19 protein-coding genes are annotated in these 18,995 nt (G+C 75.2%); 10 read left to right on the top strand and 9 right to left on the bottom strand.

From position 1 onward, the window contains the following. Position 1 precedes the first annotated feature (1 nt). Positions 2-1,021 carry a hypothetical protein gene (locus Ae331Ps2_RS07330; protein ID WP_083695314.1) on the top strand — a complete coding sequence of 340 codons (1,020 nt, stop codon included), beginning with the start codon at positions 2-4 and terminating at the stop codon, positions 1,019-1,021. Between the two features lie 87 nt (positions 1,022-1,108). Here the strand turns inward: Ae331Ps2_RS07330 and Ae331Ps2_RS07325 are convergent, their stop codons facing one another. Together Ae331Ps2_RS07325 and Ae331Ps2_RS07320 are read right to left on the bottom strand one after the other, a co-directional pair. Continuing rightward, complete coding sequence (locus Ae331Ps2_RS07325) at positions 1,109-2,392, bottom strand: HAMP domain-containing sensor histidine kinase (protein WP_075309918.1); 1,284 nt, start codon at positions 2,390-2,392, stop codon at positions 1,109-1,111. After that, positions 2,392-3,102 carry a response regulator transcription factor gene (locus Ae331Ps2_RS07320; protein WP_020627636.1) on the bottom strand — a complete coding sequence of 237 codons (711 nt, stop codon included), beginning with the start codon at positions 3,100-3,102 and terminating at the stop codon, positions 2,392-2,394. Before Ae331Ps2_RS07320 ends, Ae331Ps2_RS07325 begins: the two co-directional genes overlap by 1 nt. 104 nt (positions 3,103-3,206) lie before the next feature. Here Ae331Ps2_RS07320 and Ae331Ps2_RS07315 point away from each other — a divergent pair, with 104 nt between their 5' ends. Then, positions 3,207-3,689, top strand: coding sequence for a hypothetical protein (locus Ae331Ps2_RS07315; protein WP_075309920.1), 483 nt, complete (start codon positions 3,207-3,209; stop codon positions 3,687-3,689). Between the two features lie 50 nt (positions 3,690-3,739). Here Ae331Ps2_RS07315 and Ae331Ps2_RS07310 read toward each other — a convergent pair whose 3' ends face one another. The 3 genes from Ae331Ps2_RS07310 to Ae331Ps2_RS07300 form a co-directional block, all read right to left on the bottom strand. Continuing rightward, on the bottom strand, positions 3,740-4,012 hold the full coding sequence (locus Ae331Ps2_RS07310; protein ID WP_043281880.1) for a MoaD/ThiS family protein: 273 nt from the start codon (positions 4,010-4,012) through the stop codon (positions 3,740-3,742). Between the two features lie 2 nt (positions 4,013-4,014). Further along, complete coding sequence (gene moaA / locus Ae331Ps2_RS07305; protein ID WP_020627633.1) at positions 4,015-5,139, bottom strand: GTP 3',8-cyclase MoaA; 1,125 nt, start codon at positions 5,137-5,139, stop codon at positions 4,015-4,017. A 152-nt stretch (positions 5,140-5,291) separates the two neighbouring features. Then, on the bottom strand, positions 5,292-6,509 hold the full coding sequence (locus tag Ae331Ps2_RS07300; protein WP_075309922.1) for an acyl-CoA dehydrogenase family protein: 1,218 nt from the start codon (positions 6,507-6,509) through the stop codon (positions 5,292-5,294). Positions 6,510-6,604: 95 nt separating this feature from the next. Here Ae331Ps2_RS07300 and Ae331Ps2_RS07295 point away from each other — a divergent pair, with 95 nt between their 5' ends. The 4 genes from Ae331Ps2_RS07295 to Ae331Ps2_RS07280 all read left to right on the top strand — a co-directional run bounded on the left by Ae331Ps2_RS07295 (position 6,605) and on the right by Ae331Ps2_RS07280 (position 10,356). Beyond that, positions 6,605-7,009: a molybdopterin-binding protein gene (locus Ae331Ps2_RS07295; RefSeq protein WP_020627631.1), complete on the top strand. Its 405-nt coding sequence runs from the start codon at positions 6,605-6,607 to the stop codon at positions 7,007-7,009. A gap of 95 nt (positions 7,010-7,104) precedes the next feature. Then, on the top strand, positions 7,105-7,878 hold the full coding sequence (locus Ae331Ps2_RS07290; RefSeq protein WP_075312735.1) for an ABC transporter permease: 774 nt from the start codon (positions 7,105-7,107) through the stop codon (positions 7,876-7,878). Continuing rightward, positions 7,875-8,990: a sulfate/molybdate ABC transporter ATP-binding protein gene (locus Ae331Ps2_RS07285; RefSeq protein ID WP_369804856.1), complete on the top strand. Its 1,116-nt coding sequence runs from the start codon at positions 7,875-7,877 to the stop codon at positions 8,988-8,990. The genes Ae331Ps2_RS07290 and Ae331Ps2_RS07285 overlap by 4 nt, the downstream gene beginning before the upstream one ends. A gap of 175 nt (positions 8,991-9,165) precedes the next feature. Beyond that, entirely contained in the window at positions 9,166-10,356 is a 1,191-nt protein-coding gene (locus tag Ae331Ps2_RS07280; RefSeq protein ID WP_083695312.1) for a S8 family peptidase, read from the top strand. Here Ae331Ps2_RS07280 and Ae331Ps2_RS07275 read toward each other — a convergent pair. Continuing rightward, positions 10,353-11,030, bottom strand: coding sequence for a hypothetical protein (locus Ae331Ps2_RS07275; protein ID WP_075309924.1), 678 nt, complete (start codon positions 11,028-11,030; stop codon positions 10,353-10,355). The two genes, Ae331Ps2_RS07280 and Ae331Ps2_RS07275, sit on opposite strands and share 4 nt — an antisense overlap. A 48-nt stretch (positions 11,031-11,078) precedes the next feature. Here Ae331Ps2_RS07275 and Ae331Ps2_RS07270 point away from each other — a divergent pair, with 48 nt between their 5' ends. The 4 genes from Ae331Ps2_RS07270 (at position 11,079) to Ae331Ps2_RS07255 (ending at position 15,966) form a co-directional block, all read left to right on the top strand. Continuing rightward, entirely contained in the window at positions 11,079-12,710 is a 1,632-nt protein-coding gene (locus Ae331Ps2_RS07270; protein ID WP_075309926.1) for a phosphatidylserine/phosphatidylglycerophosphate/cardiolipin synthase family protein, read from the top strand. Between the two features lie 90 nt (positions 12,711-12,800). Further along, the gene (locus tag Ae331Ps2_RS07265; protein ID WP_233147805.1) at positions 12,801-14,462 is read left to right on the top strand and encodes an AMP-binding protein; all 1,662 of its coding nucleotides are present in this window, start codon (positions 12,801-12,803) and stop codon (positions 14,460-14,462) included. Between the two features lie 105 nt (positions 14,463-14,567). Next, positions 14,568-14,954 (top strand): cold-shock protein, encoded by a 387-nt coding sequence (locus Ae331Ps2_RS07260; protein WP_043281879.1) that lies wholly within the window; start codon positions 14,568-14,570, stop codon positions 14,952-14,954. A gap of 88 nt (positions 14,955-15,042) precedes the next feature. After that, positions 15,043-15,966, top strand: a complete 924-nt coding sequence (locus tag Ae331Ps2_RS07255; RefSeq protein ID WP_233147672.1) for an MsnO8 family LLM class oxidoreductase — start codon at positions 15,043-15,045, stop codon at positions 15,964-15,966. Between the two features lie 40 nt (positions 15,967-16,006). Here Ae331Ps2_RS07255 and Ae331Ps2_RS07250 read toward each other — a convergent pair whose 3' ends face one another. The 3 genes from Ae331Ps2_RS07250 to Ae331Ps2_RS07240 form a co-directional block, all read right to left on the bottom strand. Beyond that, positions 16,007-16,516: a DUF2771 family protein gene (locus Ae331Ps2_RS07250; protein ID WP_075309930.1), complete on the bottom strand. Its 510-nt coding sequence runs from the start codon at positions 16,514-16,516 to the stop codon at positions 16,007-16,009. 43 nt (positions 16,517-16,559) lie between these two features. Next, positions 16,560-18,089 carry an MFS transporter gene (locus Ae331Ps2_RS07245; RefSeq protein WP_075309932.1) on the bottom strand — a complete coding sequence of 510 codons (1,530 nt, stop codon included), beginning with the start codon at positions 18,087-18,089 and terminating at the stop codon, positions 16,560-16,562. A 76-nt stretch (positions 18,090-18,165) separates the two neighbouring features. Beyond that, positions 18,166-18,990, bottom strand: a complete 825-nt coding sequence (locus Ae331Ps2_RS07240) for a glutaminyl-peptide cyclotransferase (protein WP_233147671.1) — start codon at positions 18,988-18,990, stop codon at positions 18,166-18,168. Positions 18,991-18,995: the final 5 nt, after the last annotated feature.

The raw sequence follows: 18,995 nt of genomic DNA, 5'->3' as shown, positions 1-18,995 counted from the left end.
CGTGCCCGGGGACGCAGGGGCTGCGCTCGGGCCGGTCGCGGAACGGCTCGCGGAGCTGCTGCGGGCCTCCGGGCGGACCCGGATCCCGCGCTCGGCGGTGCGCGCGGCCTTCCTGCGGGCCGACCCCACGATGGTCGGCAGCGTCGACACCCGGCGGAACCTGGCCGCGGTCCTGGCCGAGCTGACCGCCGCCGGGGTGATCGAGCCGACCGACCGCGCCGACGACGGCAGCCCGCCGCTGCCGAACTCGGTCCGGCTGCTGCGTACCGCCCCGGCCCCGGCGCCGCAGGACCGCACCCCGTGGCACGCCGAGCTGTCCTGGGCGGCGGACCTGCCCCGGCCGTCGCCGACGCTGCTGCAGGTCAACGAGTGGCTGTTCCGGCACGCGGCGCGGGCGGTCGAGGTCCCGCTGCGGGAGCGCGCACTGGAGATCACCGGCGACGAGAAGGCGTTCGACGGCCGCCTGCCCGGCGCGCTCTCCCTGGCGATCCTGCGGGCGCGCCGGGTCGTCCCGCCGCTGCACCGCGAGCCGCTGCCCGGGGGTGGGCCGGTGCTGCTCGTCGTCGAGAACGCCGACACGATGGACTCGCTGCTCCGGGCGCTGCGACCCGAGCCGGGTGCGGTCGGCGGGGTCGCCTGGGGCGCCGGGGACGCGTTCACCGCGTCGGTGCTCGCGCTGCGGGAGGCCCCGCCGTCGGAGGTCCGGTACTCCGCGATCCGGTACTTCGGCGACCTCGACGCGGCGGGGCTGCGGATCCCGCGCCGCGCGGGCGAGCTGGCCGTCGCCGAGGGGTTGCCGCCGGTGTGGCCAGCGACCGGGCTGTACCGGGCGCTGCTGGAGCACGGCCGTCCGGCGGCCGCGTCGAGCGTCGACCACGCCGACGTCGAGTGGCTCGATCCCGCGCTGCGCGGCCCCGTCCGCGACCTGTTCGCGTCAGGTGCACGCCTGGCCCAGGAAGCCGTCGGCGCCACCCACCTGGCCGCCACCCCGACCTGGCGCGCCGGGCTCGCCCCCGACTGAGCGCTCCCACACGGGTTCCGGTGTCCCACACGGGACCCGAACCCGTGTGGGACGCACGACCCCCTGTGGGAGCGGGTGACTTCGTCGTCAGGGGGGTGGTGGTGGGGCGAGGGTCAGGTCTACTCGGAGGCCGTTGGTGGGGGGTGAGGTCACGGTCAGGGATCCGCCGGCCTGTTCGGCGGTGCGTCGGGCGATGTCGAGGCCCAGGCCCGTCGAGCCGCCTCCGCTGACCCCGCGCGAGGTGGGGTCGGTGCCCGGTGGCAGGCCGGGACCGTCGTCGTGCACGACGATCCGGGCGCCCCCGCCCGGGCGCGCCGTCAGCTCCACGCCGAAGGCCGTCCCGTCCGGGGTGTGCGCGAACACGTTGCCCAGCAGCGCGTCCACACACGCCTCCAGGTCACCCGGCGCGCAGGCCACGGGCAGCGGGCCGTCGGCCAGGTGCAGGGTCACCGAGCGGTCGGTGTCCTCGGCCAGCACCCGCCAGAACTCCACCCGCTCCCGGACGACGGCCGCCGCGTCCGTGCTGCGGGTCGTGCCGCCGCCGCGTCGCCGGGCCTGCTCGATCGCGCCGGTGACCGCCCGCGCGACGCCGTCGACCCCGGCCGAGATGCGGGCGACGTCGTCCGGGTCGCGCAGGGCCTCGGCGTCCAGGCGCAGCGCGGTGAGTGGGGTGCGGACCCGGTGCGCGAGGTCCGCGACGTTCTCCCGCTCCTCGCGCAGCAGCTCCGAGATCCGCCCGGCCAGCCCGTTCAACGCCCCCGCAACGACGCCGAGCTCGGCCGGGGCACCGGGGTTGGCGCGCGCGGACAGGTCCCCGGCCGCGAGCCGCTCCGACACCCCGGACAGGTCGGTGGCGGCGTCGACGAGGGTGCGGGCCAGCCGGTCCGCGACCAGCAGCCCGCCGGCGAGCAGCACCAGCGAGAGCCCGCCCAGCAGCAGCCAGGAGCGGGTCACACCGCGGGTGAGCTCGGCGTCGGGGACGAACACCCGGATCGCGGCGTTGCCGCCGGCGGCACCGGTCACCGCGAACACCAGCTCGCGCCCGCCGGGCGCCTCGGTCGACGCGCTCGTCCCGAGCAGCCCCAGCCGGACCACCGGGCTGCGCGGTGCCGGCGCGCCGAGGACGGTGCCGTCGGGCAGGAACACCGACACGTCGGAGGCGTCGCGGCCGTCGGCGTTCTGGACGGCGGGGGCCAGCACCGACCGGTCGCCGCCCGCGACGGCCGGGGTCAGCACCTGGGCCTGGACGGTCGCGGCGGACACCGCCGAGCTCTCCGCGACCGAGCGGATCAGCGTCGCGAGCGGGATCGCGAACGCGACCAGCACCAGCAGCACGGTCGCCCCGACGAGGACGAGGATGCGCCGCCGCATCAGGCGGTGCCCGGCCCGGTTCCCGACGGCGCCGACGGCGCGGACAGCCGGACCCCGACGCCGCGCACCGAGTGCAGGTAGCGCGGGGCCTGCGCGGTCTCGCCGAGCTTGCGGCGCAGCCACGACAGGTGCACGTCGACGGTCTTGTCGGCGCCGCCGTAGGGCTGCTGCCACACCTCGGTCATCAGCTCCCGCTTGCCGACGACCTGGTCGGCGCGGGCGGCGAGGTGGTGCAGCAGGTCGAACTCGCGCGGGGTCAGCTCCAGCTCGGCGCCGTCGAGCACCGCGCGCCGCGACCGCGGGTCCACCGACAGCCCGCCGACGACGACCGTCGGGTCGCCGGCCCCGTCGCCGAGCCGGCGCAGCACCGCCCGGATCCGGGCGTCGAGCTGGGCGGCCGCGAACGGCTTGACCAGGTAGTCGTCGGCGCCCGCGTCGAGCACGGAGACGATCTCGGTCTCGTCGTCGCGGGCGGTCGCGACGATCACCGGCACCGTGCTGGCACCGCGAAGCATGCGCAGCATGGTGGTGCCGTCCATGTCGGGCAGGCCGAGGTCGAGCACCACGAGGTCGGGCCGCTTCCCGACGGCGTGCTCCAACCCCGCCATCGCGGTCGGCGCGGAGTCGACGGCGTGCCCCCGCTCGGTCAGCCCGCGGATGAGGGCACCGCGGATGCCGGGGTCGTCCTCGACGATCAGGATCTGGGCCACGGGGGGAGAACCTATCCGCCGTGACCGCGCCCGCGGTGGGTCCCAGCCGTCGCTTGTGTCCCGTTTAGGGATCCGTTAACCGGGGTCCGGGGCATGCTGTGCGCGTGGAACGACCGACCCGCCCCGTCCTGCAGATCGCGCTCTGGACCGCCGCGGCCGCCGGCGCCCTGCTCCTGGGCCTGACGGCCGTCGGGAGCATCGGCAGCGACCTCGCGGGCACCCAGACACAGCCGCTGAGCGCCGAGCAGGTGGACGCCCGGCTGGCCCAGCACTCCGCCACCGCCGCAGCCACCCCCACCGCGCCTGCTGCACCGGCACCCGTACCGGCCCCGACGACGGCGCCGGTGGCGGCCCCGCCCGCGGTGGTGCAGGCCGGGGCCGCGGGGAACGTCCTGGCCCGCTGCGACGGCGCGACCCCGCGGATCGTCTCGGTCAACCCCGCGCAGGGCTGGGAGCGCGAGGACGACAAGGACATCGGCCCGGCCGAGGTCGTCTTCGACGGCGACGACGTACCGGACGTCCGGGTCACCCTGAGCTGCGCCGGCGGGGTTCCGACCGGACGGGTCGCGACCGTCCCCGAGGACTGAGCGGCCCGGGCGAACGCCCTCGGGGGACACCGCGGCGGGACGCGTCGGGCTCAGCCGCCGGCGAACGGCGGGAGCACGTCGAGGGTGGCCGCCCCGCCCACCACGGCGGAGCGGTCGCGCACCGCCACCTCGTCGAGCAGGAAGCTGCAGCGCAGCAGGACCCGCTCCAGCTCCGGGCCGTGCGCGGTGCCGAGCGCGGCGACGGCGTCGGCCACCGTCGCGCCGGCGGGGAGCTCCACGGTCTCCTCGCCGGTCCCCGCGGCGGCCTTGGCCGCGGCGAAGTACCGGACGGTGAGGGTCCTGGTCTCCAGGGACAGAGTCATGGTCATCCTCCGATCGCGCTCATCGGGCGCGCAGGCTGCAGGAATCCGGGGTCGTCGATGCCGTGGCCGGCCTTCTTGCCCCACATCGCGTCGCGCCAGACGTCGGCGATCTCGGCATCGGTCGCGCCGCCGCGGAGCATGGCGCGCAGGTCGGTCTCGCCGGTGGCGAACAGACAGGTGCGGACCTGGCCGTCGGCGGTGAGCCGGGTCCGGTCGCAGGCCCCGCAGAACGGGCGGGTCACCGAGGCGATCACACCGACGGTGGCCGGGCCCCCGGCGGTGCCGATGCTCGTTCCGTCGAGCCTGCTCTCGGTGCCGATGCTCGTTCCGTCCAGCCTGCTCTCGACCACGAACTTCTCGGCGGGTGCCCCGCCGCGGTCCTCGTCGGACGGGGTGAGCACGAAGCGCTCCTCGAGCCGCGCCAGGATCTCGTCGGCGGTGATCATCTCGGTGCGACGCCAGCCGTGCTGGGCGTCCAGCGGCATCTGCTCGATGAACCGCAGCTGGTAGCCGTGGGCCAGCGCGAACTCCAGCAGGTCCGCGGCCTCGTCGTCGTTGACGCCGCGCAGCAGCACCGCGTTGATCTTCACCGGGGCCAGGCCCGCGGCCTGCGCGGCGGCCATCCCGTCGATGACGTCCGACAGCCGGTCGCGCCGGGTGATCTGCGCGAACCGCTCCGGGCGCAGGGTGTCCATCGAGACGTTGAGCCGGTTCACCCCGGCCGCCGCGAGGGCCTCGGCACGACGGGCGAGTCCGATGCCGTTGGTCGTCAGCGAGATGTCCGGACGGGGCTCCAGCGCCGACGCGGCGGCGAAGATGTCCTCCAGGCCCTTGCGCAGCAGCGGCTCGCCGCCGGTGAACCGCAGCTCCTCGACACCGAGGTCCCGCACGGCGAGCGCGATCAGCCGGTTCAGCTCCGCGTCGGTCAGCTGCTCGGAGCGAGGCATCCAGTCCAGGCCCTCGGCGGGCATGCAGTAGGTGCAGCGCAGGTTGCAGCGGTCGGTGAGCGAGATCCGCAGGTCGGTCGCGACCCGTCCGAACCCGTCGACGAGACGGGGGTCGGCCGGGCGGGACGGGTCCCGGGACGTGCCGCCCCGCAGCGACGGCAGGCCGAGCTGGGTGGTCATGGGGCCGAGGCTAGCCGCCGACGGCGACGCTCGCCCAGAGCGGGTTTCCGCAGCTCAGACCGGTATTCCGCACCCGCGGACGTGGCTGCGGCCACGTCGTCGCAGGTGCGGAACTAGTCACCGTGTACCTAGTCGAAGAACTAGTCACATAGTTACGTCCGGTGGGCCTTCAGCTCCTGCCGGGCGACGGAGCGGACGTGCACCTCGTCCGGTCCGTCGGCGAAGCGCAGGGCGCGCGCCCACGCGTAGAAGTAGGCCAGCGGGGTGTCGTCGCTCATCGCCGCGCCGCCGTGCACCTGCATCGCCCGGTCGATCACCGTGCAGGCCATCCGGGGCACCACGACCTTGATCGAGGCGATCTCGGTCGCCGCGCCCTTGGCGCCGTGCGCGTCGATCAGCCAGGCCGTCTTCAGGGTGAGCAGCCGGGCCTGCTCGATCTCCATCCGGGACAGCGCGATCTGCTCGCGCACCACGCCCTGGTCGGCCAGCGGCCCGCCGAAGGCCACCCGGGACCGTGCGCGCTCGGTCATCAGGTGCAGGGCACGCTCGGCCATGCCGATCAGCCGCATGCAGTGGTGGATCCGGCCGGGGCCCAGGCGGGCCTGGGCGATCGCGAAGCCGCCGCCCTCCTCGCCGAGCAGGTTCGACGCGGGCACCCGCACGCCGTCGAACCGCAGCTCGGAGTGCCCGTGCTGGTCCTGGTAGCCGAAGGTCGGCAGGTGCCGCTCGATGGTGAGGCCCGGCGTGTCGCGCGGGACCAGGATCATCGACTGGCGGCGGTGGTTCGACACGGTGTCGTCGTCCGCGGCGGTCTTGCCCATGACGATGAAGATCCGGCAGCGCTCGTCGGCGGCACCGGAGATCCACCACTTGCGGCCGTCGATGACGTAGTCGTCGCCGTCGCGCCGGATCCGGGTCTGGATGTTGGTGGCGTCGGAGGAGGCGACGTCCGGCTCGGTCATCGCGAACGCCGAGCGGATCTCGCCCGCCAGCAGCGGTTCCAGCCACTCCTGCTTCTGCGCGGGGGTGCCGAACAGGTGCAGGGTCTCCATGTTCCCGGTGTCGGGGGCCTGGCAGTTGATGACCTCGGGGGCGATCACCGGAGACCAGCCGGACACCTCGGCCACCGCGGCGTAGTCCACGTTGGACAGGCCCGAGACGTCGGGCAGGAACAGGTTCCACAGGCCCCGCTCGCGGGCCTCGGCCTTCAGCTCCTCCACCACCGGTGGCAGGTCCCACTCCTGCGGCGTGCCGCGCCGCTGCGCACGGAAGGCGTCGTAGGCGGCCTCGGACGGCAGGATGCGCTCGTCGAGGAAGGCGCGCATGCGCCCGGTGTAGTCGGCGGCCACGGCGCTGGGTGCGAAGTCCACGCCGAGGATCAGACCACACGCCGTCGTCGGGTGGCAGGTCGTGCGTCGACGGTCCGCCGTGGCCTCGCCGCAGGCGCGACCCTAGTATCGCGACCGTGCCGCACTTCAGGATCTCCGAGGCCGCCCGACTGCTCGGCGTCAGCGACGACACCGTCCGCCGCTGGGTGGACGCGGGGACGCTGCCGGTGCAGGCCGACGCGTCGAACCGCAAGGTCATCGACGGTGCCGCGCTCGCCGCGTTCGCCCGCGACCACGCGACCGCCCCGCCGGACCCCTCGGTGGTGCAGCGCTCGGCCCGCAACCGGATGGTCGGTCTGGTCACCTCGGTGCTGGCCGACACGGTGATGGCCCAGGTGGAGATGCAGTGCGGGCCGCACCGCGTGGTGTCGCTGATGAGCAGCGAGGCCGTGCGCGAGCTCGGTCTCGAGCCCGGTGCGCTCGCCGTGGCGGTGATCAAGTCGACGAACGTGGTGGTGGAGACGCCGGGCGGACACCTGTGATCCCGGGGGCCGGCACCGCCGCCGCGCCGGCCCCGACCCGGCGACGCGAGGGCGCAGCCGACCGCCACGGCACCGGCGTCGGCCTGCCGGTCTGGATGTGGATCCCGGCCGGCATCGGCTTCGCCGTGATCGCGCTGCCCGTGCTCGGCCTGCTCTGGGAGGCCGACTGGGCCGAGACCCCCCGCCTGCTCACCAGCGAGGCCGCGCTGTCGGCGCTGCGCCTGTCGCTGCTGACCGCGGCGATCTCCACGACGCTGTGCCTGCTGCTCGGCGGGCCGCTCGCGGTGGTCCTGGCCCGCGGCCGGATCAACCGGCTGCCCCGCCTGATGCGCGGGATCCGCTCGGTCGTGCTGCTCCCGCTGGTGCTGCCGCCGGTCGTCGGCGGACTCTCGCTGCTGTTCCTGCTCGGCGCCAACGGCCTGGTCGGGCAGGGTCTGGACACCGCGTTCGGGATCTTCATCCCGTTCTCGACGGCCGCCGTGGTCCTGGCCCAGACCTTCGTCGCGATGCCGTTCCTGATCGTGTCGCTGGAGGGTGCGCTGCGGACCGCGGGGGAGCGCTACGAGGCGACGGCGGCCACCCTCGGCGCGTCGCCGGGGCTGGCGTTCCGCCGGGTCACCGTGCCGCTGGTGCTGCCCGGCCTGGCGTCCGGGCTGGTCCTGGCCTTCGCCCGCTGCATGGGTGAGTTCGGTGCGACGATCGCGTTCGCCGGCAGTCTGGAGGGCACCACCCGGACCCTGCCGCTGCTGGTCTACCTGCAGGGCGAGACCGACGTCGCGGGGGCCGTCGCGCTGTCGCTGCTGCTGGTGGTCGTGTCGCTGGTGGTGATCGTCGTCGGGCGACCGCGGGGTCTGGACGGCCGCGGATGAGCAGCGGCGGCGACACGGTGGAGCCCGGTGTGGACATGAGGGCGCGGCTGGACCGGGACGGGTTCGCCCTGGACCTGGAGCTGTCGGTCGCCGCGGGCGAGGTGCTCGCGGTGCTCGGCCCGAACGGGGCGGGCAAGTCCACGATGCTCGGCATCCTGTCCGGGCTGCTGCGTCCGGACGCCGGGCACCTGCGCGTCGACGGCCGGACGCTGCTCGACACCGCCGACGGGACCTTCGTGCCGCCGCACCGGCGCGGCGTCGGGCTGCTGGCCCAGGAACCGCTGCTGTTCCCGCACCTGTCGGCGCTGGCGAACGTCGCGTTCGGGCCGCGGGCCCAGGGCACGCCCCGTGCCGCGGCCGAGTCCCGGGCCCGTGACCTGCTCGACGCCGTCGGTGTCGGCGGGCTCGCCGCTCGCCGGCCCGCGCAGCTCTCCGGCGGGCAGCAGCAGCGGGTCGCGCTGGCCCGTGCGCTGGCCCCCCGCCCGGGGCTGCTGCTGCTCGACGAGCCGCTCGCCGCTCTCGACGTCGACGCCACCCCCGCCATGCGCACCCTGCTGCGCCGGGTCATCGCCGACGGCAAGCAGACCGCCCTGCTGGTCACCCACGACGCGCTCGACGCGCTCGTGCTCGCCGACCGCGTCGTCGTGCTGGACCGGGGCCGGATCGTCGAGTCCGGTCCCGCCCGGGACGTCCTGGCCCGTCCGCGGAGCGCGTTCTCCGCCCGGATCGCGGGGCTGGACCTGGTGCCGGGCACCGCCGAGGGCTCGGGGGTGCGCACCGCCGACGGGACCGAGATCCAGGGCCGCGCGGTCGAGGTCACCGCGGGCGAGCCCGCGGTCGCGGTGTTCCCGCCGTCGGCGGTGGCGGTGCACGGCAGCAGGCCCGGGGGCAGTCCGCGCAACGTCTTCCCGGTCCGGATCGCCGCGCTGGAGCCGCGCGGGGACACCGTGCGGCTGCGGGCCGCACCGGTCGCCGGGGGGCCGGACTGGGTGGCCGGGCTGGCCGCCGACGTCACCCCGGCCGCCGTCGCCGAACTGGGTGTCGAACCCGGTCACGAGGTGTGGTTCGCGGTGAAGGCGACCGAGGTCGCCGTGCACGGCCGGCACGCCTGAGAGCAGCGACCGATCCGCTGATCGCGCAGCTCGGCGCCCTGCCGGACCCCGGTCGGCAGGCGTGCCCGGCACCCCCGGTGCCGAAACACTCCGTCACCCGGGTGGTCCCATGTGTCACCCGGACCACCATCGTGTCTCTCGCATCAGGCGTCACAGGCGCATACCGTCGCTGTCTGTGAGTCCCCTGCGTCCCCGCGCCGCCCGACTGGTCACTGCCGGTGTCCTGGCGGTCGCGCTCGGTGTTCCTCTCGCACCGACGGCGTCCGCCACCGAGACGGCGGCGTCGGCGCCTGCCGGATACCTGGTGCAGACGGCGACCGACGGACAGCCCCGGGACGCCGCCGAGTCCGTCGGCGTCGAACCCACGGCCACCTTCGACAGCGTGGTGCACGGCTTCGCCGCGGACCTCACCCCCGCCCAGGCGACCGAGCTGCGCGACCGGCCCGGCGTCGTCGGGGTGGAGGAGGACCGCACGATCTCCCCGCTCGCCCCGCAGGCCGTCCACCAGGACGCGCCGGTCGTCCCGCTCGCCACTGCCGAGCAGGCGCCGGGCAACTGGGGGCTCGACCGCATCGACCAGCCGAACCTGCCGTTGGACGGGCAGTACCGGCACACCGCGACCGGCGCCGGGGTGGACGTCTTCGTCCTCGACACCGGTGTCGACGCGAGCCACCCGCAGTTCGGCGGCCGGGCGAAGCTCGAGCTCAACACCATCGACCGGACCGACACCGACTGCGACGGGCACGGCACGGTCGTCGCGGGGATCGCCGCGTCGACGGACTACGGCGTGGCACCGGGCGCGAACGTGCGCGCGGTGAAGGTGCTCGACTGCAACGGCACCGGGACGCTGTCGTCGCTGATCGCCGGTCTGGACTGGGTGTCGAAGAACAAGCGCGGCCCCGCGGTCGCGGTGATGTCGTGGAGCTACGGCGGCTCGCCGATGCTCCAGCAGGCCGTCCAGCGCATGATCGACTCCGGGGTGTTCGCGGCGTCCTCGGCGGGCAACACCGGCGGCGACGACTGCACCGCGCTGCCCCGCGCGATCGACGACGTGCTGGTCGTCGCGAACTCGACGATCGACGACAAGCGCGCCTCGAACTCCTCGACCGGCCGCTGTGTCGCGCTCTACGCGCCGGGCACCCGGATCGTCGCGCCGGTCCCCGGTGGCGGCACCGCCTCCTACAGCGGGACCTCGATGGCCGCGCCGTTCGCGGCCGGTGTCGCGGCGCTCTACAAGCAGGCCCGCGGGGACGCCCCGGCCACCACCGTCAAGAAGTGGATCGTCGACAACGCGGTCCTGGGGAAGATCGACGGCGGCGACACCGGCGGCACCCCGAACCGGCTGCTGCAGACCGGCGGGCTCTAGCTCCGGGCCCCGTCGATCCGGGCCTCGTCGGCCCACTCCCACAGCTCGTACGCGGGCTGGTCGAGCAGGTCGTTCAGCTCGGCCGGGTCGTTCGACGGGGCCGCGACCCACACCGTCCGGTCGGTCCACAGCCACGCGAGGCGAGGTCCGCGGTTTCCGGAGAGGTCGGGCGCGCCGTCCCGCGCCGGACGGCGGTCCAGCAACCCGTCCCAGCCGTCCGGGCCCGCCTCGTCGAGTGCGTCGAGCACGGTCCCGCTGGTCACCGGCTCGCCCCGGTCGGCGACCGACGCCGCGATCCGGTCCGGGTCCACCACCCCGGCCGGCAGCACCGCGGCCGCGACCAGTACGTCCACCACCCGGTCCAGCCGCTCCCGGCCCTCCGCCGACAGCGCGGGCACCACCCGCACCGCGTCCGGCAGCGTCGAGGCCGCACCACCCGCGCCGGGTACCACGACCTCCGTCGCCGGCACCGCGGGCGCGAACTCGGCCTGTCGCGCGAGCCGCCACGACCGCCGGGCCAGGAACCCGAACACCGTGACGGCCACCGCGGCCGCCACGAACGGGATCGCCCGCCCGGCCTGCACGCCGGCCACGACGAACCAGCCGCCGACCACCACCGCCCCCGCCGCCGAGATCGCTGCGGAGACCCGGTCGACCGTGCCAGGGCGTGCCATGTCCGCAGGATAGGCGCGACCCCCGGTGACCCCGATAGCGTCCGGCGCATGCCCGGCACGCCCCCCGCCGACCTCGCGTCCCTCGCTCGTCGCTACCTCGCCCCCGCCACCGCCGAGTGCCCCACGTTCGTCGAGGACACCGAGTGGGAGCCGATCGTCGACGGCGTGGACTACTTCGCCCGGCTGCGGGACCTGTTCGACCGGGCGGGGCCCGGCGACACGGTGCTGGTCACCGGCCTGAACCTCGAACCCGACATGGACCTGCGCGGCCTGGCTCCGGACGAGGAGGGCTACGAAGCGCTCGCCGACCGCTTCGCGCGCCTCGTCGACGCCGGGGTCGACCTGCGCGTGCTGCTCACCGCGGCGGTGTTCTCCGGCTCGGTGCCCGGGGTGGCGATCGGGCCGTTCCGGGCGAACGCGTTCGCCGCGCTGGAGCTGCGCCGCCGCCCGCAGCTGGCCGGACGGGTGCTGCTCGACTGGTCGGGCTCCGGGATCGGCTGCCACCACCAGAAGGTGGTGCTCACCCACGTCGGCGGCGAGCTGACGGCGTTCGTCGGCGGGCTGGATTTGTCCGCCAACCGGTTCGACGCCGAGCCGCACGACCGGCTGTCCATCGGCGAGGAGCGCTGGGGCTGGCACGACGGTGCCGCCGCGCTGCGCGGGCCCGGTGCCGCCCGGGTGTGGGAGGTCTACCGCGGCCGGTGGACCGAGGCCGCCACGCTCCCGCCGCGCCGGTTCATGGTCGGCCCCACCGACTGGGAGCCGATGAACCCCGAGCCGTTCGTCGCCGACCTGCCGCCGTCGCCGCCGGCCCCGCCGTACCCCTCCCCGGGCACCGCGGTGCAGGTCCTGCGCTCGCTGCGGCCGTGGAAGATCGACCACTTCGGGATGCTCTACCGGCGGCACTGGACGGTGCTCCCGCGGCACGGCGTGCAGGAGGTCTTCCACACGCTGTCCGCGGCGATCCGCGGCGCCCGGCGCTACGTCTACCTGGAGGACCAGTACTTCTTCGAGGTCCCGGGCGGGCGACGGGCGTTCCGGCTCTACGGGCTGCTGCGCGACGCCGCCGCCCGCGGGGTGAAGGTCGTGCTCGTCTGCTCGGGACGCAAGGACCCGGTCGACGCCGGGGTGAACAAGTTCCGCCGCCGCGTCACCGGCGACGTCCAGCGCGGCGTGATCGACCAGCTCGCCCCGGGCGACCGCGGCAACGTGATCATGCACCGGATCGAGGACCTCACCGTCCACACCAAGCTCGCGCTGGTCGACGACGTCTTCGCCTCCATCGGGTCGGCCAACTTCTTCTCCTGCTCGATGCGCGGCACCGACACCGAGCTGTCGACGGCGTTCGTCACCTCCGGCCACCAGGTGCGTGACCTGCGGGTACGGCTGTGGGCCGAGCACCTGCGCACCGAGCTGACCGACGAGCTCGCCCCCCGGCTGGCCGACCTGGACCTCGCCCTGGGCATGTGGCGGCCGGAGTGGCTGCCGCCGGACGCGCCGGCCGGGACCTGGCGGGTGCCCGGCTACCCCGCCGGGTTCGCCCCGGCCGAACGGGTACTGGTGCCGGTCGGGCCCTGGCCCGAGCCCTCCCCGCGGCCGCTGCGCCGCGCGGCCCACGGGGCACGGCGCGGGGCGGCGAAGGTCGCCGAGTCCGGGAGGCGCCGCCTGTCCTCGTCGTGACGTCGCGTGATGCCGACGGGTGTTGGCAACCGCGTCGTCCGGGGTGAGGATGTGACGACCAGCACTGAGCCACCCGAGGAGTACGACGTCGTGATCCCCGCCGGAACCCCCGCCGTCCCGTCCTATGCGTCCGGGATCTCGGACACCCCGCTGCTCGGCGACACCATCGGCGACAACCTCGACCGCACGGTCGCCCGGGTCCCGGACAACGACGCGCTCGTCGAGGTGCAGACCGGGCGCCGCTGGACCTACCGCGAGCTGCGGGCCGCCGTCGACGACCTGGCCACCGGCCTGCTCGCGACCGGGCTCACCGTGGGGGACCGGCTCGGGATCTGGTCGCCGAACACCGCGGAGTGGACGCTGACCCAGTTCGCGACGGCCAAGATCGGCGTCGTCCTGGTCAACATCAACCCGTCCTACCGGACCCACGAGCTGGAGTTCGTGCTCAAGCAGGCCGGGATCTCGACGCTGGTGTCAGCGTCGTCGTTCAAGACCTCCGACTACGAGAAGATGATCGCCGAGGTCCGGCCGGACTGCCCCGAGCTGACGCAGGTCGTGATCACCGGATCGCCCGAGTGGGACGCGTTGGCCGCGGGCGACGCCTCCCGCCGCGACGAGCTGGCGCAGGTCCAGGCGTCGCTGACGGCCGACGACCCGATCAACATCCAGTACACGTCCGGGACGACCGGGTTCCCGAAGGGCGCGACGCTGTCGCACCACAACATCCTCAACAACGGCTACTACGTCGGCCGGACCTGCGGCTACACCGAGGCCGACCGGGTCGCCATCCCGGTGCCCTTCTACCACTGCTTCGGCATGGTCATGGGCAACCTCGCCTGCTCCACCAGCGGCGCGACGATGGTCGTCCCGGCGCAGGGCTTCGACCCGAAGGCGACCCTGCACGCCGTGCAGCAGGAGCGCTGCACCTCGCTCTACGGGGTGCCGACGATGTTCATCGCCGAGCTCAACGACCCGGACTTCGGCTCCTACGACCTGTCCACCCTGCGCACCGGGATCATGGCCGGCTCGCCGTGCCCGGTCGAGGTGATGAAGCAGGTCGTCGACCGGATGGGCATGACCGAGGTGACCATCGCCTACGGCATGACCGAGACCAGCCCGGTGTCGACCCAGACCCGCGCCGACGACACCCTCGAACGGCGGGTGTCCACGGTCGGGCGGGTGCACCCGCACCTGGAGGTCAAGGTCGTCGACCCGGAGACGGGCCGGACACTGCCGCGCGGCGAGCCCGGCGAGCTGTGCACCCGCGGCTACTCGGTGATGCTGGGCTACTGGGAGCAGCCGGAGAAGACCGCCGAGGTCATCGACCGCGCCCGCTGGATGCACACCGGCGATCTCGCCGTGATGGACGACGAGGGCTACCTCAACATCACCGGCCGGATCAAGGACATGGTCATCCGCGGCGGGGAGAACGTGTACCCGCGCGAGATCGAGGAGTTCCTCTACACCCACCCCGACGTCGTCGACGCCCAGGTCATCGGGGTCCCCGACGAGCGCTACGGCGAGGAGCTCTGCGCCTGGGTGGTGCTGCGCGACGGTGCGGCGACCATGACCGCCGACACGCTGCGCGAGTTCGCCACGGGGAAGCTGGCGCACTACAAGATCCCGCGCTACGTGCTCGTCGTCGACGAGTTCCCGATGACGGTCACCGGCAAGGTCCGCAAGGTCGAGATGCGCGAGAAGTCGGTGGGGCTGCTGGACCTGGAGGGTGCGGCGAACGTCCGAAACGCCTGACCCCGGACGGGTTCCCAGGCGTACCATCGGGGACGGCGCGTCCGGGGAGCCCGGGCGCGTTTGTCGTGCACGCAGCAACACAGCAAGCAGGAATCGAGGACGACGGTGCCCACCGGCAGGGTGAAGTGGTACGACGCGGAGAAGGGCTTCGGGTTCCTCTCCCAGGACGGCGGTGAGGACGTCTACGTGCGCAAGGCGGCGCTGCCGTCCGGCGTGGAGGCGCTCAAGTCCGGTCAGCGGGTCGAGTTCGGGATGGCCGAGGGCCGCCGCGGTCCGCAGGCGCTGTCCGTGCGCATCGTCGAGAAGCAGGCGTCCGCGGTGGAGAACACCCGCCGCCCGGCCGAGGAGCTGCACGGCCTCATCGAGGACATGATGGGGCTGCTGGAGAACAAGATCCAGCCGGCGCTGCGGCACGGGCGCTACCCCGACCGCAAGACCTGCAAGCTGGCCGCCGAGGCCGTGCGGGCCGTGGCCCGCGACCTGGACGGCTGACCCACCCGCCCCGCCGGGCCGCAGCGGGGCGGGGCGGGGCGGAATGGTCGCGGGGGCGGGCGGTGTTGGGGCGGGTGTGCGCCTGTCGATGTTGGACCGCTCGCGGACGCGGGCCGGGGAGCCCGACGCCGCCGCGGTCCGCGGGACGGTGGCGCGCGCGGTGCGCGCCGAGCAGCTCGGCTACCACCGGTTCTGGGTGGCCGAGCACCACGCCGTGCCCGGGATCGCGTCGGGCAGCCCGCCGGTCCTGATGGCCGCGGTGGGCGCGGCGACGTCGCGGATCCGGGTCGGCTCGGGCGGGATCATGCTGCCCAACCACCAGCCGCTCGTCGTCGCGGAGCAGGTCGCGTTGCTGGAGGCGCTGCACCCCGGGCGGATCGACCTCGGGATCGGGCGCTCGCCCGGGTTCACCGAGCCGGTGCGCCGTGCCCTGCGTGCCGGGGCCGCGGACGACGCCGCGTTCCGCGCCGCCCTCGACGAGCTGCGCGCCTACCTCGACGGCAGCGGCCCGGTCACCGCCCGGCCGCGGCTGGAGCACGCCGTGCCGCTGTTCCTGCTCGCGACCGGGGCGGGCCTGGCCATGGCCGGTGACCTGGGCCTGCCCGTCGTCGTCGGCGGCCCGGTGCTCGACGACCCGGCGACGCTGGCGGACTACCGCGAGCGGGCCGGGGACGCGGCGCACCTCGTGGTGTCCGTCGACGTGCTCGTCGGGGACCCGCAGCTGGCGCTGTCCGAGGCGTGGGCGCACGCCGCGGCCCGCACCACCGGCGAGTTCCCGCCGCTGGAACCGCCGGACCCGCGGCGGGTGACGACCCGGCGCCAGCGGGAGACCGTGGACCGGGCGCTGGCCCGCTCCGTCGTCGGCGACGAGGACACGGTCGCCGAGCGCCTCGACGACCTGGTGACCCGCACCGGCGCCGACGAGCTGTTGGTGTTCTCCTCGACCCACGACCGCGACGCGCAGGCCGACTCCGACGCCGCGTTGGCCCGGCTGCTCGGCGCGGGCCGCTGAGACCCGGATCGGTGCCGCTGGGACCGGTGTCCGTGCCCGCTCAGCCCTGCTCGCCGACCAGGACCCAGGTCGCGCGGACCGGGAACTGGATGTCGGTGCTCTCCGGGTCGATCGACGGCGGCGCCCCGAACACCTGCACCTGCGCGGTGACGAGCCGGTCGCCCGGCTCGGGCAGGGACAGCGTGAAGTCGGTGCGGGTGCCCGGCGCGGCGATCGCGCTGCGCTGCTGGACCGGGGTCGGGTCGGTGCCGCGGGTGAACGCGTAGGCGACCTGCCAGGGCGCGGAGGAGACCTCCTCGGGCACCGTGATGCGGACCTCCGTCCCGGGCGGGACCGGCGCGGTCACCCGGGCGTTCGGGGCGTCCTGGCAGTTCTGCAGGCTGGTGTCGCAGAACTGGGTGGGTGCGGCGACCAGCGCGGTGCCGCCGACGTCGAACGTGACGGTCGGGGCCGCGCCACCGCACCCGGCGAGGACGAGGGTGGCCGCGGCCAGGGTCCCGGCCAGCACACCGGCGGACCGGCGGGGGCGCGGTCGGGGGCGGGTGATCACGCCGACCAGCGTACGGACCGGGGCCCGGCGGGCGGGCCGGCCCTCAGCGGGCGACGGCGGCCGGGCGCGGACCCAGCCCCGGCACCAGCGAGGTGCCGCGGCGCACCAGGGCGGCCTGCAGCGCGAACACCGCCACCACCCCGGTCACGATCACGAACCCGGTGCGGAACGTGTCGTGCGGGGCGAGCACCCCGATCGCGCCGCCCAGCACCCAGGCCAGCTGCAACACGGTCTCCGACCGCCCGAACGCCGACGCCCGCGCGTGCTCGGGCAGGTCGCGCTGCACCACCGCGTCGAGGCAGACCTTCGCCAGCGCGCTCGCCGTGGACGCGACCAGCGCCGCGACCACCGCCGTCGGCACGCCCGGCAGCAGCGCCACCGTCGCCGCGGCCAGTACCGCCGCCGCGGCCGCGGCCAGCACCACCGGCTCGACCCGGGAGAAGCGGCTGCGCGCGCCCACCGCGTTGCCGACGAACAGCCCGACGCCGGCGGCCGCACCGACCATCCCGATCACCATCAGCTGGCCGGCGGGGTCGCCGTCGGGTGACCGTTCGGCCCCGGCCTTCACCACGAAGGCGACGAACAGCGTGAGGAACCCGGTCAGCACCCGCACCGTGCTCGTGCCCCACAGCGCGACGAGCACCGCCCGGGTGGCGGGGACGCGGGAGCGGCGCGAGCCCGGGCGGGCGGCGGGCACCGCGGCTGTCACCTCGCCCGCGGTCGACTCGACCCACCGGGGGATCCGCAGGCAGAGCACCGCGCCGGCGACCCCGAGCAGCGCCGTCCACCACAGCGGCCCGGCCCCGCCCGCGACCAGCGCAGCCCCGCCGGCGACGGCCCCGGCGACCCCGCCCGCGGCCATCCCGAACGTGGTGAGCCGGGAGTTCGTCGTCGCCAGGGTGATCGTCGAGGGCAGCACCCGCGGGGTCACGGCCGCCTTGAGCACCAGGAACGACTTGGACAGCACCATGATCCCCAGCGCGGCCGGGTAGAGCAGCCAGTCGTCGAGGTGGAACACCAGCACCACGGCGAGCACCGCGCGCCCGGCGCAGGACACCGCCATCGCGATCCGCCTGCCCCGCTGCAACCGGTCCAGCGCGGGACCGATCACCGGCGCCACCAGCGCGAACGGTGCGACGGTGATCGCCAGGTAGAGCGCGACGTTCGCGGTGGACTCCGCCGTCGCCGCCGCGAAGAACAGCGTGTTCGCCAGCGCGACGGCGACCGCGGCGTCGAGCGCGTAGGTCAGCATCGTGGCGTAGGTGAGCGCGGTCAGCCCGGACCGGTCGGCGCCGTCGGCGGTCGCGGCGCGCCGGAACAGCGCGACCGCGCGCCCGCCCAGCTCGCGGGTGCGGTGCACGGCGACCCGGGTGACCGTCGGCCTGCGGGGGACGGAGGCCGGGCCGGGGCGGGGCAGCTCGTCGGTGGCGGCACCGGCGGGGCGCCCGCGGCGCAGCGCCGGGTCCGAGGCGATCGGGGTCGTGGCCGGAGCCCTGACCGGGGTGGTGCGCGGATCCCGGCCACGTCTCGACGCGGCCGCCCGGCGGCGGCTGCGGAACGGGTTCGGTGCCACCCGGTCATTGTGCAGGCGGGCACCGACGGTTCAGGCGATCCCGGCGGGTGGTGTCACCCGGCCGGCGCAGCGTGCGTCAGGCCGGGGGCACCGGGAGCCGCACCCGGAACGTCGTCGGCCACAGCTTGCCGGTGAGCAGGTACTCGTCGCCGTCGACGTGGGCGATGCCGTTGAGCACGTCGGCCCCGGCCCGCTGCCCGGCCGGCAGCAGCCCGGTCGCGTCGACGACGGCGTCGACGACCCCGGTCGCCGGGTCGATCCGCACGATGTCGTCGGTCTGCCAGACGTTGGCCCACACCCGGTCCCCGACGCACTCCAGCTCGTTGAGCCGGGTCACCGGGACGCCGTCCAGGGTGACGGCCACCGAGCCGGTCGGCGCCAGGTCGGCCGGATCGTGGAAGAACAGGCGGTCACCGCCGTCCGAGCGCACCACCCGGTCGCCGAGCAGGCACAGCCCCCAGCCCTCGCCGTCGACGGGCACCTCGCGCAGCGGCCGCAGCGTCGCGCGGTCCCACTCGACCGCCACCCCGTCCTGCCAGGTCAGCTGCCAGATCCGATCCCCGACGACGGTGATGCCCTCCCCGAAGTAGGCCGGCGGCAGCGGGCTGGCCGCCCGCACCGCACCCGTCGCCGGGTCCAGCGCGCGCAGCTGCGAGCGCCCCACCCGGCCGGTCCCCTCGTAGAGCGTGCCGTCGCGCAGCTCCAGGCCCTGGGTGAACGCCTGCGGGTCGTGCGGGATCTCGGCCAGGACCTGCGGGCGGACCACCGGTACCGGGCCCGGGGCGGGCAGCCCGGGCGCCGGGGCGGCGGCGCCGCATGCCACCAGGGCCAGCACGAGGGCCGGCAGGAGGGTGAGCAGGCCCGTCACGGACGGGCGGCGGAGCAGCGCGCGGGCGGGCACCCGCC

This window comes from Pseudonocardia sp. Ae331_Ps2 (genome assembly GCF_001932405.1).
GTDB lineage: Bacteria > Actinomycetota > Actinomycetes > Mycobacteriales > Pseudonocardiaceae > Pseudonocardia.
The sequence above is the reverse complement of the archived record's forward strand: the minus strand, read 5'-3'. Positions and strand labels throughout refer to the sequence as shown.